Source organism: Sphingobium sp. 22B (assembly GCF_001580035.1).
Taxonomy (GTDB): domain Bacteria; phylum Pseudomonadota; class Alphaproteobacteria; order Sphingomonadales; family Sphingomonadaceae; genus Sphingobium; species Sphingobium fuliginis.
Map to the genome: position 1 here is coordinate 62458 of NZ_LTAB01000001.1, position 13791 is coordinate 76248.

General features: G+C 63.4%; 8 protein-coding genes. 5 read left to right on the forward strand and 3 right to left on the reverse strand.

Annotated elements, in window-relative coordinates:
* Positions 1–32 precede the first annotated feature (32 nt).
* Positions 33–155, forward strand: coding sequence for a hypothetical protein (locus tag A0J57_RS27120; protein WP_262857254.1), 123 nt, complete (start codon positions 33–35; stop codon positions 153–155).
* On the opposite strand, the gene A0J57_RS00305 is transcribed toward A0J57_RS27120, so the two are convergent.
* From A0J57_RS00305 to A0J57_RS00315, 3 genes are read right to left on the reverse strand one after another with little or no spacing between them, the layout of a single operon-like run.
* On the reverse strand, positions 145–2364 hold the full coding sequence (locus A0J57_RS00305; RefSeq protein ID WP_044662141.1) for a DEAD/DEAH box helicase: 2220 nt from the start codon (positions 2362–2364) through the stop codon (positions 145–147). The two genes, A0J57_RS27120 and A0J57_RS00305, sit on opposite strands and share 11 nt — an antisense overlap.
* On the reverse strand, positions 2345–3628 hold the full coding sequence (locus A0J57_RS00310) for an ATP-binding protein (protein ID WP_044662142.1): 1284 nt from the start codon (positions 3626–3628) through the stop codon (positions 2345–2347). The genes A0J57_RS00305 and A0J57_RS00310 overlap by 20 nt, the downstream gene beginning before the upstream one ends.
* Positions 3625–6006, reverse strand: coding sequence for a TerB N-terminal domain-containing protein (locus A0J57_RS00315; protein WP_082718613.1), 2382 nt, complete (start codon positions 6004–6006; stop codon positions 3625–3627). Before A0J57_RS00315 ends, A0J57_RS00310 begins: the two co-directional genes overlap by 4 nt.
* Before the next feature lie 201 nt (positions 6007–6207).
* On the opposite strand from A0J57_RS00315, the gene zorA reads away from it, so the two are divergent.
* The 4 genes from zorA to A0J57_RS00335 are packed head-to-tail and all read left to right on the forward strand — an operon-like array spanning position 6208 to position 13776.
* Positions 6208–8181, forward strand: coding sequence for an anti-phage ZorAB system protein ZorA (zorA, locus tag A0J57_RS00320; protein WP_044662143.1), 1974 nt, complete (start codon positions 6208–6210; stop codon positions 8179–8181).
* Between the two features lie 5 nt (positions 8182–8186).
* Positions 8187–8897 (forward strand): OmpA family protein, encoded by a 711-nt coding sequence (locus tag A0J57_RS00325; RefSeq protein ID WP_044662144.1) that lies wholly within the window; start codon positions 8187–8189, stop codon positions 8895–8897.
* A gap of 8 nt (positions 8898–8905) precedes the next feature.
* On the forward strand, positions 8906–10558 hold the full coding sequence (locus tag A0J57_RS00330) for an EH signature domain-containing protein (RefSeq protein WP_061934581.1): 1653 nt from the start codon (positions 8906–8908) through the stop codon (positions 10556–10558).
* On the forward strand, positions 10555–13776 hold the full coding sequence (locus A0J57_RS00335) for a DEAD/DEAH box helicase (protein ID WP_044662146.1): 3222 nt from the start codon (positions 10555–10557) through the stop codon (positions 13774–13776). The genes A0J57_RS00330 and A0J57_RS00335 overlap by 4 nt, the downstream gene beginning before the upstream one ends.
* Positions 13777–13791 lie beyond the last annotated feature (15 nt).

The window sequence follows — 13791 nt, forward strand, 5'->3', positions numbered from 1 at the left end:
TCCGGGTAATGATCCGAGGAATGCGGACATTCATGGTGGAAGCGGTCATGACAGCTGCCGGCGATTATGCGCGCGCCGGACGTCTTTTCGGCATTCTGGTGACGTCCATCGGTTCCTTCCGAAAAGCAGGCTCAGTATTCGGCGTCAAAGCGTAGTTGTGGTTGATCTGAGACTTTCCAGAACATGGGATACGTCGTCACGATACCTTTCGTGTCGTGACGCCCACATCCGCCGGAGGAGCGCTTCATCGACGAAGTCGTCGAGCTTCGCCGTTCGTAGGCCCGCGACGAAGTTGGACAGATCCTCCATCGGCGGACAGTCGCTTGCCTGATGTACAACAGTCGCGAGCTGCTCGGGCGTCACATCGACTGCAGTAACGCCGATGTCGTGGACCGCCACCTCGAGTCCGGCGCTCATGAGGACGATCGACAGAACGGAGTTTACCGCCGTGCCACGCCAGGTGATGACGTGGGTGTCGCGCGCGGCTGGGATGAGAGCGCGCCGGTCAAGGCCGAGTTCGCGGAAGGCGTTCCTCCCCTGCAGGAGGAACTGCTTTCCGCCCGCGTCTAGATATGCCGGAACTTCGTGGTCGGACAGCACCTCCAGCATCGTCGCAGTGACCCGATCATGCAGCTGCTCGTTCGCAGGCCGGTCGAAACGAGGCAGTTTGCCGGAACGGTGCGGAATGACGTCGAGCACCTTGGCGCGATCGTCGACAGTCTCCACTCGCCACCTCCGGCCCGCGAAGCCGACGAGTGATCCAATGCCGAGAACGTTGGTGAGTGGGACGGTTCCAAGTGTCCGACCGCTCGAAACCAGCCGCCACTCCTCGTCGGTCTTGAAGACGGCATAGAAGTCACGCGCTTGGACCAATTCCTCCCCGGCCTTACCAAGCATGAGGATGCCGTCTGGCGATTGCTCAAGAAGGTCAGAGCCCTGGGGGCCGGCCCCGCGCAGGAGATCGGCGTAGTCTGTCGGCGCGAAGGCAAGGTAGCTGTCCTGCCCGAACAGGAGCTTGTGCGCCGCAGGCGCTCGGACTCCGCCCTGCGATGCGATGAGCGATAGGGTCTGATGCAGCGCCACGGTGGCTAGCGAGGAGTCCTCGGTTGAGGGTTCTACCCAGTTCGCCTGCAGCAGCCGGACGCAGGCGACAGCTCTCACCGTTTCGAGACGTAGCTTGTCCAGAGGATCGGAATCCGGATCGAGATGATCTTCGCGGACATAAATCCGAAGCACTGCCGGGGTCCCGCGGCGACCGCTTCGGCCAAGACGTTGCTTCAGACCTGACAGCGATCTGGGCGCCCCGACCTGTGCGACTGACTGGACGCTGCCAAGATCGATGCCGAGTTCGAGCGTCGTCGTTGCTACGGCAGTGGTTGGCTGGTCGCCGGCCTTCAAGCGCGTCTCCAGCGTTTCTCGCAGCTCCTTCGACAGGCTGCCGTGATGGGGGAAGAACTCCTCCGGCACGCTGTCGCGCTCCGACCGTTCGCGCAGACGGTCGGCAAGAGCTTCGACCGTGCGGCGCGATGCAGCGAACGCGAGGTTGTTCGATCCCCGCAGGTTCGAGAAGATATGGTCTGCGATCTGACTGAGCGCATCGCTCGCACCATTCTCAGCGATCTCGTCTATGCCTGCTCCCTCGGGCGGTTCCTCATAGCCACGGATCTGCAACCTGACCCCTGGTCCGCTCGGCGGCGCGCGAAGCACGTCGACGCTTTGTGGGTTCACTGCGTTCATCCAACGGCAGGCGGCGTCGGCGTCGCCCAGCGTAGCGGAAAGTCCAACCCGTCGCGGACGCCCGGCCGTTATCCTATCGACGCGACGGAGAAGGGACGCAAGGTGGAGCCCCCGCGGTCCCTGGAGGAAGGCATGGAGCTCGTCGACGACGATCCCATGCACGCCTCGAAACAGCTTGGCGGCGTCTGCGGGGCGACGCAGAAGCAGCGCCTCGATGGACTCAGGCGTGATCAGGGCAACACCGGCTGGCGTCTTGAGTAGCCGCGTCTTGGGGCCTTGCGGCGCGTCCCCGTGCCAGCGGGTGATCGGAAGGCCAAGACGTTCGCATAGCGGTTCCAAGCGCCTGAACTGGTCGTTGACGAGTGCCTTGAGGGGACTGATGTAGAGGATGCGAAGGCCGGCCCCCGTCATGTCTGCCGCTTCGGTGAGCAATGGCAGGAACGCGGCCTCGGTCTTGCCCGACGCCGTGCCCGCCATGATGATCACGTCGCTGTCCGACCCCAGGATCGAACGGATCGCGGTGTCCTGTATCTCACGCAGGCCGGTCCATCCCTCGTCGCGCACCCAGCGGCGGATTTCAGGATGAAGCCGGTCATAGGAAGGGATATCAGATGCGGAGGTCGACAAGCTCGTCGTCCGCCTCTGGTTCGTCGGGCTCTTCCTTGTCCGGCGATACAGCCCCGATCAGTTCATGCCACTGCGTGTCGGGGTTCTGCTCCAGAACGGAAAGGAACTGGACGAAGGCCTTGATCGTGTTGCGGGGGGTGCGGAAGTAGGCTTCTCCGATCCGCTTGTTACAATGCTCCATGAAGGCGGTCTTCGCCTCGTCGGGCACAAGGAAGGCCGACGCGTCGCCGAGCGCGAAGACCGACCTGATGTTCCCGAGAAGCACGAGGAGATCCTCGGGCGAGAGGCTTTGGAGCCGTATCACGGGTCCACTGAGGTCGATCCGCCCCTCAGTTGCGAAGCTGTTCTCTTCCAGCCGCGACTGGAGCGCCTTGTAGCTGTAGAGGCCGCGTCGGCTGTCGAGAAGAAATTCCGGCGTTCCGCCGAACACGAAGCCGAGCCCCTCGACGTTACCCTGAAGCACGTCGTTGAGCATCCTGAGAAGCTGTTCGTAGTTCTGGTTGCGCGCCTGTGAGCTCTGCAGCTTGTAGAGGTTGACCATCTCGTCAAAGACCACGAGGAGGCCGGCATAGCCCGCAATGCGGACGAACGCGGAGAGCAGTTTGAACGTGTCGTATACGTCGGCGTCGTCGATGATGCTGCGGACCGGAAGGGCCTGCCGCGCCTCCGTCTTGGTCGGATACTCCGCCCTGAGCCAGCGCAAGGCCGCCGCCTTGAGGCTGTCATCGCCATCCTCATGAGCGCGCCAGTAGGTCTTGAGCACGGTGGAGAAGTCGTGTCCGCCCAGCATTTCAAGCAGGGGTGTAAGGCGGCGGTCGATGACGCGCTCGACGGGCGAACCGCCGTCCTCGGCCTCGCGGACGCATTCCGTGACGAAGCGTTCGACGATGCTGGGAAGCGCGCCCCCCTCTGGCTTGGTGCGTGTGGCCATGTTCCGGACGGCTTCAGCATAGAGGCCGCGAGCTTGGCCTCCGGTCGCGTGCAGCCTGCGATCCGGAGCCAGGTCTGCATGGATCGTCACGCATTTCCGTTCGAGCGCGATGAGGCGAACCAGGTTCAGGAAGAAGGTCTTGCCCGCTCCATATTCTCCGATGACGAAGCGGACGGCCGATCCGGCGTCCGCGACGCGGTCGATGTCGCGCACCAGCGCACCGACCTCCTGCGAGCGCCCGACCTGGATATGCTGGAGACCCACCCGCGGAACGACGCCAGCCGATAGGGCCTGAATGATAAGATCCCGGTCCTTGCGTCGGATTGTGCTCAAGCGGTAACTCCCATCGGTTCAATTTGGTCAATGACTTCGGAGGACACGCGAACGTCGTCGTCGTCCTCGACTATGGGCTCGCCCAGGGTGTCGAAGCCCCATTCGTTGAGCGTCTCGATGGCTCCGTCCGGCATCAGGCGCAGCTCGGTCGCGAGCGCGTCGAATGCGATCCTTGACATAGGTCCGGTCAGCAGACGGACGAGAAGGTCGGAATGAGGAACGTCGAGGCCTGCAAAGGCCGATGCGGTGACGCTCGACTTGGGCGGCGGGGCGGGGGCGGGTTCAGGCTCGTCCTCGACGAAGATGGATGCGAGCATGGCGGACACCTGGGTCGTCTCGCCCCTGATCCTCTCAAGCCGCGCGGCGTCGATGGACACGCCAGATCGCTTCGGCTCATCCGGCAGTGGCACCGTGCGCTCGTCGATGGCTGATACCACTTCCACCGGTCCGACATCCTCGCCGCTACGATGCAGCGCCGAATAGAGCGCGCTCGCGGGAAGTCCGAGGGCGGCGTGGAGCGCCTCGAGAAATCTCACCTCGTCCGGCAGCACACGACCATCCGCCAGCACCGCCTCGACCGCTGAGGCTGCAAGCGCCGCCCGGCTCTCCGGCGCGACGTCCGTTAGCTTCTTCAGCGCTGCGCGGACCTTTGGTGGATCCGCCGCAAGCGCGCTTCCGCAAGCGAGGAGCCGGGTGATCTCCTCGTCCTTGAGTTCGGGTGTCGAGCGAAGCCGGCGCTCGATGGCGTCCATCTCCGATGAGGCGACTGTTCCGTCGGACACTGCGGCCAGCATGGCGACCTCGACCATTCCGCGGGCAGCGGCATATGCTCCTCGGTCGGGATCGACCGCCCCACCGAGACTTGCCGGGAACAGGGCAATGCGCCCGTCCATCCTCAGAGCGGCAGCTGGCCCATAGCGACGATCGGGCTCGAACCCGAGGTCGAGCGCATCGAGGGCGACGCCGATCTGTCGGACGCTTGCCGCCGGGAGCTTCTCGGAGCCGGCTTCCAGTTCCAGGCCGAGCGCGCGAGCCACATCGAGGACTGCCGCGAGACCGTCAACCGTCGAAAGGTCAAGAGCGCTTCGGCATTCGGCGAAGGACGCCCGTCCCCGGCGCAATTCGAGAGGTAGCAGAAGGTCGCCGCGGAGCTTTCCGCGAGCCTCCGGATCGCGACCGAGGAGCCGACTGTAGGTCGATAGATCCTCCATGCAGCCGTCGAGGATCGTGCGCAGGCCAGTGAGCGGAGCCTGCGTCCCAGAAATGTCAGGAAGATCCAACTCAATCGAGCGGAAGAACGTGTTGCTGGCAGCCTGATACTGGGAGCGGATCTTGGTCTTGGGACGTCGAACGCGCAGGCCCTCAGGGTTGCGGACGGCGAAGCGCACGCGCCAGAGGTCGAGCAACTCCTCAAAACACCGTTGCCCTGGGGTGCGGAGATAGACATCAGGCAGCGAAAGCACCCACAGCAGACAGTCATCTGCATCGAACGGCTCGTTTCGCCCGATGCGGTTGCCGAGCCGCACGCGCACATTGAGCGGCAGCTCCATTTCGTAATTGTGGGGCGGCGCTTGCCTCACTGGCTCGTCGCTGCTCTCGCCGTAGAGGCACGAGAGCGCCAGCAGCTTCGAGGCATAGGCGGCGAAGGAGTAGTTCTCTCCGTGAATGGAGAGGAGCCGACGGAGTTCCGCGAAGATTGCAGGTGCCTCTTCCTTGGCGTCATCTACCAGCAGGCACTGCTCGAGGCCGTAGAAGAATACGAATACGTAGCCGATCGGGATGGCGGGATCTTTCCGACCTCCCTCCAGCCAGTCGAGGTAGGTCCAGCGCGCCCGAGGGTCTAGTCGGTCGTAGCTCTGCCAGTATGTGAGTGTGTCGCCCGAGCGATCGCCTCGGGGATCGATCGGAAGAGTGGGGTCGATCCGGGTCTTGTCATGGGCGGGGTCATGCCGGGCAGGAGTGCCATAGTAGACCATGTCGACGGTTACGTTCCGCGTGCCCACCAGGACCGAAGTCGCCTCTTTGACCCAGCAAGAGGGAGCGCGTTGTCCCTTCGGTGTCGAGGCTGCTGGCTGCTGAGGCCGAGATGGAGGAACAGCCGGCGCTGCCGGCTTGGTCATCCGTCTCGCATAGCCCGACGCCTGCTCGAGGGTCGAGAACGAGTATCCGCCGAAGAGGTATCGGCCGTTTGTGCTGAGGCTTATGCCTTGGGGGACAGCATCGAAATTTGACGATTGAGAAGTGGACGATGTGGGGGATGCTCCCAGCGCGGGGCGCTGGGGGGCAACCTGCGGATCTATGTCTGGCGCAGGGGCGCCAGACATTATTTCGCCGAATCGGCGCGCGACTCTAGAGAGCCAACCTTCTGACTGGGCCATCACTCTTTCCCCCAACCCAGCGATACTGTCGCAAAGTCATGCGGATTGCCAGAGGCTTACGCTTCCCAAAAAGTGGCAGACTGATGTGAATCAGTCGATGTTAGCCGTAGAATAATAGATGCAGATATAGCAGCATGACGCGTCGAGCCGCCCGTGCGTGGGAATCACGGGAGGTCCTCGGCGGTTGGGGGAATGAGTGAAATGACGTTGTTCGGAATTCCGGTGATACCGGTGCTTGTGTTTGTGGTTCTCGTTGCTCTGGCGATCGCATTCTTCCGGTATTTCTTCATCCCTGCGAATCGGCTCGATGCGAACCTCAAGCAGATCATCGCGAACGTGGAGGCGGCGCGGGCAAAGGGCCTGAACGACCTCTCCAAGTGCTTTGAACCTGACCGCGCGATCGCGGCGATCTTCAACGAGTATCGAGAAACGCTCCATGTCCAGAAGGACTTGGACGTCCAGACGGGCGAGATGGTCGAGCGCGCCATTCGCTCGACGGTCCCCGCGGAGATGTTCCTCTCTCCCCACGCCGTGGTGGACAATCGCGTCCACGCCGAGTTCTTCAAGCATCTCCCCGGCATTTTCACCGGCATCGGCATCATCGGGACCTTCACCGGCCTTCTGACCGGCTTGAGCTCCTTCCAGATCTCGGACGACTCCGGCGTGGTCCGGAACAGCCTGACCGCCCTGCTGCATGGCGTCAGCGAGGCCTTCATCGTCTCGGCCTTCGCGATCATCCTCGCGATGTTCACCACCGGCCTCGAGAAGTTTCGTCTGAACAGCCTCTATCGGAAGGTCACCCAGCTCGCCCACGAGATCGACGCGACCTACGAGGCCGGCGCCGGCGAGGAGTATCTGGCTCGGCTGGTGACCTCCTCGGAGGACTCGGCCAGTCAGACCAAGATCCTGAAGGACGCGCTCGTCGCCGACCTGAGGGAAATCCTTACCGAACTCTCGGACCGGCAGATCAACGCGACCGTCCAGCGCTCCAACGAACTCGGGACGACCATCGCGGGTGCCCTGACCGATGCGCTCAAGGGGCCGCTCGACCAGATCGCCGGCGCGGTCGGCCAAGTCAGCCAGGATCAGTCGTCCGCGGTGACGAAGCTCCTCACGGACGTGCTCGCCAGCTTCAGCGATCGCCTCGAGAACATGTTCGGCACCCAGCTGTCGGGCATCGGTGACATGCAGCAGCGCACGATCGACGCCATGCAGACCGCGGTTTCGAAGCTGCAGGACCTCACCGACAACGTGGAGGCGGCCGGGACGCGCGCCTCCGATGCGATGTCCACCAAGCTGCTCGAGGTCGTGCAGGCGGTGGAGGCGAAGCAGGCCGCGATGTCGGAGGAGCTCCGCACCGTGATCGACGAGATCCGATCATCGACTGGCGAGATGCAGGAGGCTACCCAAACCCGCGTCCAGGGCATGCTGACCGCCCTCGGCGAAGGCATGGCGCAGGCAATCTCGGCGATCGAGAGGCAGGCTGCCGAACGCTCCAGGCTTCAGGCGGAGGAGGACGGCAAGCGGGCCGAGGCTGCGGCTGGCCATGTCGGACAGATGCGTGAATCCGTAGGCGCGATCTCCTCGAACGTCGATGGCCTCGTCGAGGCTATCCGGGAGATGACGGCTGGCGTCCAAACCGCGACCCGAGATGCATTCGTGCGGCTCAACGGCGGGGCCGACACACTCCTTGCGGCCGCCAACAAGCTGGAGAACTCGGGTCGAGAGGTTGTCGGGGGCTTCGACCGGATCGCCAACGTTACGACGGGTCTTTCGGAGGCAGCGGGCAGCGTCGCCGGAGCTGCGAGGGGTCTAGATTCCGTCATTTCGGACTACCGCTCGGCGCGGGACGCCGTCGCCACGATGGTCCAGGATCTCCGCGGTACGGTGGAGAATGCGTCCCGAGAGGCGAGCCTCACGGCGGATGTCCTCGGTCGGATAGAAGGCGCCACGCAGAAGCTGGTCGCGGCGCAGTCGGAAGCGGACGGCTTCCTCGACGAGGTCGCCGATGTCATCGGCCAGTCGCACGAGAAGTTCTCGGAAGGTATGCGCGGCGTCGTGGTCGAGGCGAACCGCGAGTTCCACACCCAGCTCTCGCGCGCCACCGGCATGCTCAAGGAGGCGATCCAGGAGCTGGAGGCCTCCCTCCCGTCCACCGGTCGGCAGGCGGCGTGATCTGAATGTTCCAGCGCGTTACTATGGGGCATCGAGGTCGCGAGGAGGGCGAGAAGCCCTTCTGGATCTCGTTCGCCGATCTCATGACCGCCCTGATGGTGCTGTTCCTGCTGGTGATGAGCGTGGCGCTCCTCGCGGTCACCCGCACGATCTCGGAGCGCGAGCAGCTCGAGGCCGAAAGGCAGGCGGAGATCGTCAAGCTCCTCGACCGCATCGACAGGGCTGCGAAGAAGCAGGGCATCCGCGTCGATAGGAACAGGGCCGTCATCGACTTTGGTGACCGGGCCCGCTTTGACTCGGCAAGCAACGCACTCAGCCTTGAGCAGGAACAGCTCCTGCGGTCCTTCGTCCCCGAGGTCCTCGCGATCGCCCGGGACAAGGGTGGGCAGCGTTGGCTGAAGAGGATCGTCGTCGAGGGCTTCACCGACCGGAGAGGTAGCTATCTCTACAACCTGAACCTCAGCCTTCAGCGCAGCCAGCGGGTCCTTTGCGCCCTTATGGCCCGGCCGCAGGCAGGCGAGCGGCCCATGGATCGTCGTGAGCTAGAGGAGATACGGCGGCTATTCCTCGTCGGCGGCTATTCATCAAACTCCGCGAAGGCGTCACTGGACGCAAGTCGACGCATCGAGCTTCGTTTGGAGTTCTTCGGGGTTGATGAGCCCGCAGCTACTCCGGTGGACGCGTTCGAAGGCGAGTTCGGCACATGCGCCCTCTGAGCCCTAGGATGGCGAGGCTGCAGCAGCGGCTGACCGATGTCGGCGCTGCGGCTTTCAGGGACATGCCAGAACCGGACCTCCGTGCTTTGAAGGGGCATGTTCAGTCGCTTCAGGCGATGCTCAGCGGAGCAGGGGCGGGCGCTGGCGCGTCGAACGACCGTATCCAGACGGAGCTCGTCAGATTTCGCGAGACGGGGAAGCTCCATGATGTTCGGTCTGCACGCCTGGTGAGCTGGGGCACCCGCCTCCGGTCGGTGGGTCAACCCGCCCTGATCGAGGACGGTGAGCGGTTCGATCCGCTCCTGAGCGAGATAGACTCATTCCGATCGATGCCCCGTCCATACAGGCGATGCTGGCGCGGGCTTCTGGACGGCTATGTGAACTACGACCCCGGCAGTGCGCGTGGGGCAGGCGATCGGAACTGGCGTGTCCTGCGGGAATATCTGAACGACAACCTTCCGCAGCTGGAGCGCTCCGGGCAGGCGCCTGACTGGCTCGCAGCGATAGACGACCATGCGAACCTTCTGACGGAAGACCCGTGCACCCGCTACGGCGCCGAGATCCTGACTGGTGAGGGGGATCCTCTCGAGATCCTTCGCCGCGATCTTTCAGCCGGCGACACGTCTTGGATCGGACAGCGGATATTCGAGGCGCAGATCGAGGCTGCGGTGAGGTTCGACGACCGTAGATTCCGTGATGTTCTCCCACGCGTCATCGGACTGATCGAGGAGCACGACGTGCTCGCCGACGAGGGCCTGTCCCGCGTGCTCGACCGCTACGCGGAATGCGCGTCGATCGAGGTCGATCCGGCGCTGTGTGAGACCTCCGTCACCCGGTGGGGCAATCCGTGGCTAGAGCGGAACGACACGCTCTGGACGCTGGTCCGTCCGGACACGCGAAGGATGGTGTCGTCCTGGCACAAGCTCCGTCTGATCGAGGACTTCTTCAACCTGCTTTCTGCCGACGGAATAAACGACCAGCGTCGCATCAAGTTCTGGAAGCGCCATGTCGATCAGATCAGCGACATGCACTTCGCGCTCGGCGACGCCGCGTATCGGGATCCGCGACCGAGCTTCAAGGCCCTTCGCCAGATGATGAAGGGACGTATGATGAGTCTGACGAGCGGAGGCGTCTCGAGCAACAACGCCTTCATTATGCGCATCGCGGGCCACGTCTATGTGGAGTTCGGGGAGGAGGGCAACGCCATGTTCGCGTTCGACGCCGCGAAGCTACCGTTCGACCTTACGAAAATGCAGGTTGCCGGCAACAAGACGGCTTTGAAACACCCGAGCCATGTCGCCCGCATCGTCCACAATAACGGTGCGGGAGAGCGATGGGAGCGTAGGGCCGACCGTCTCATCGCTTCCCTCTCAACCGCAAGAGGGGGCCCCCAGGTCAGTCATACGACGCCGTCTTACGGCGCACGTCCGTCCGCATCACCGCCGCCTAGTGCAAGGTCATCATCGACCGGTTCAAGCGTTGGCAAAGATGCTGAGCTCTTCGCGTTTCTCGCCAAGCATGGGATCAAGACCGCGGATTCGCGTGATAAGGGAGGTTCGCTCTGGGCTTACGCACCGCGTTCCGGTCCAGCGGCGAACGAACTCACCCGTAGGAACTTCGCCTGGGCGGAGCGCCGCGGCGCCTGGTATCTTCGCTCATGATCTGGGGTAGGAAGAAGGCCAAGCCGGAAGTCCGTCAAGCGACCACGCCATCGCTAGTCGTCGAGGAGGGAGGCATTCTCCTGCCTGCCGGCAGCGAGCCGACCCCCCGGTCAAAGGCCGCGGCGGCGCTTCTCGACCAGCTGGCCGACGAGGGGCTCGCGGAGCGGGTCGACGGTGGCCACCTTTTGCAGTGGACGCAGCTATTCGTTCTCCTTGAGGACGAGGAGGCAGCGGCGGAGCTTGAAATACTCCAACTCCCACCGTCCACAATGGCGGTTCCGAAGATCGTGAGCCGAAATTCGCTGACGGATCGCGACTTCTCGGTCGCGATCGACGGTTGGTTCAACGCTGACCGCGGCCCCGTATCCGGGGCGAGGCTTAGGGGCGGCGCGCTCGAAGCGGACGCCGGCCTCCAGCTTGTTTCTCCGCGCGTTTGGAGCTTGCTGGAACGCGTCCGGAGATTTGCACGTCGTCCAGAGGAAGAGCGCAACGAAGCCGACCAGCGTCGCGCCTGGGGAGAGATCCGTCAGTTGGCGGTTGCGGCTGGCGCCTCGCTTGATGACTTCCTCTACCGGACGGTGGTGCTCACGCCGGAGCGATTGCAGATGGCACTGCGTCGTTCGGAAGGATTGGGGCTGGTTGAGGTCGAGCCATGGTTTGAGGGCGCGCCAGCCGACTGGCTTGAAGCGTTCGACAGGTCGGGTCAGGTGCGTGACCGATACGATCTGCCGACGCCGGACGGAATCATTCAGGTGATGATCTCGCCCGAGGTGAGCACAGTGCTGCGCGAGGTCAAGCGCATGCCTGGTCGTCGTGTCGCCGGCGAGCGTGCCGAGGCTTTTCTCCTCAATCCGATCGCAGCGCTGGGACCGGACGCGGCTGCGGTCGTCGACGAAGAGCAGTTCGAGGAAGCGAAGCAGCAGGCGGGCATCGTGTTCGAACGGTTTGCCGCCGTGACGCCGGAAACTCATGGTGAAGGTGCCCTCGGCCTGCTCATCACCAGTGGGGCAGGCGAGGCCATCGAGACACGTGAGGTCATGCTCGAGGAGGCCGACGTCATCGAGTTCGTCGCCGGCGTCGAGCGCAATCTTGATCGCGGCCTTCAGCTGTTCGCCTGGGACGAATATGAGTTCGAACTAGATGGCGACAGCCGGCTGCACTGCGAAGCACTTCGTCGGGCGCTTGGCCATAGTGAGGACGGCGTCATCACGCACGGTCAGGTCTACGACCTCTCAGGCTACTCGGAACGCGTGGAGGGCATCGGCCAGGAGAAGTCCTTCTATTCCCCCCACATCGCCAAGCGCGACGACGGGGAGGGCTGGTTCCCTGAAAATCTCGTCCCGATGATCGGATGGACGGATCCGGAAACCGACCAACCCTGTATCCTGCCGCTAACAGACGAGTTGTCGGCCGAGCTGCGTGAGGGGCTGGAGACCGCGAAAGCGACCGGAGCAACGTCAGTCCCTCTGACAGGGTGCCCGACGCCCATCCCGGTCCGTGAGGCCGAGGCGATCGTATCCACCTTCGGACAGGTCAGGGATCAAGCCGCGAAGGGAACGTTCAAGCCCGAAACTCCTGCGCGTCGCGGGAAGAAGCCCACACTGATCCTCAAGAGCAACATAGGACAGGTGGACTACAGGGAGGAGCGGCTTGCGGCGCTCGCGGAGAAGCCGGCTCCTGCCAGGCTTCCCTCCAATCTCCGTCCTGGCGTCGCGCTGAAGCACCACCAGCTCGAAGGACTTGCCTGGATGCAGCATCTTCTAGCGCTGGCGCCCGACAAGTGCCGGGGCGCTCTGCTGGCCGACGACATGGGTCTTGGGAAGACGCTTCAGATACTCAGCCTCGTAGCGCGGGCGCGGGAGGAGAATCCCGAAACCCCGCCGGCGTTGGTTGTTGCCCCGCTCTCACTTCTGGAGAACTGGAAGGAGGAGTCGGAGAAGTTCCTCGAGCCCGGGACGCTGAAGATCCTGACGGCTTATGGCGAAGGCCTCACTGGTCTGCGCGTCGATCGGGCCTCGGTCGATGAGCAGCTCCGCAGGGAAGGGCTGGTGCGGTTTCTTCGCCCGGACTGGCGCGGCGATGCAGACCTCGTCCTCACGACCTATGAGACGCTCCGCGATCTTGAGTTCTCGTTCGCGCGCGAGAAGTGGTCTGTGATGGTCTGCGACGAAGCGCAGAAGATCAAGAACCCGAACGCCGCGATGACCCGGGCCGCCAAGAAGCAGCAGGCGCAGTTCCGTATTGCCTGCACGGGGACCCCGGTCGAGAACAGCCTGGTCGATCTTTGGTGTCTGTTTGACTTCGTGCAGCCTGGTCTGCTCGGTGCGCTCAACGAGTTCGGTGCGACATACCGTCGCCCGATTGAGGCAAAGAGCGACGACGACAGAGCGAAGGTCGAGGAGCTGCGGGGTGTCATCACGCCCCAGCTGCTCCGACGCATGAAGGCAGAAGTCGCTACCGACCTGAAGGCGAAGGTCGTGGACGAGTCCAGCCGCAGTCTTGATATGAGCCCGTTCCAGCGCGGCCTTTACGTCGGCGCGATCGACGCCTTCAGGCGGGCCGGGGCGGCGCCGGGAAGCCATCTGGCACTCCTCCACAAGCTCAGGCTGCTGTGTTCGGACCCGGATGAGAGCGCTGGCAGCGCCTATGATCCAGTGGATAGCTATCGGGCACGGTCTCCGAAGCTCGACTGGCTGATCGAGGTTCTCAAGGCGATCCGTGATCGAGGAGAGAAGGCGATCGTCTTCTGCGAGTTCAAGGCGATCCAGCGCCTGATCAAGCATTACGTGCAGGAGGAGTTCGGCGTTCCCGTCAAGATCATCAATGGCGACACGACCGCATTGGCGAGCGCCATCGATAGCCGGCAAAAGATGATACGATCCTTCCAGGAACAGCCGGGATTCGGTGTAATTGTGCTGTCGCCCGTAGCTGTTGGATTCGGCGTCAACATGCAGGCGGCGAACCATGTCATCCACTTCACAAGGACCTGGAATCCAGCGAAAGAGGATCAGGCGACCGACCGGGCATACCGCATCGGCCAGACGAAGGATGTGTTCGTTTACTATCCCTCCGTGTCTGCAGGAGACTTCAAGACGTTCGACGTGAAGCTGGACGAGCTTCTCGAACGGAAACGCTCGTTGGCGAGCGACATGCTCAACGGCAGCGGTGAGATCGGCCTCGGCGACTTCGACGTCGACGAGCTACGCCCAGTTGAATAATGTGAGCCAAGCATT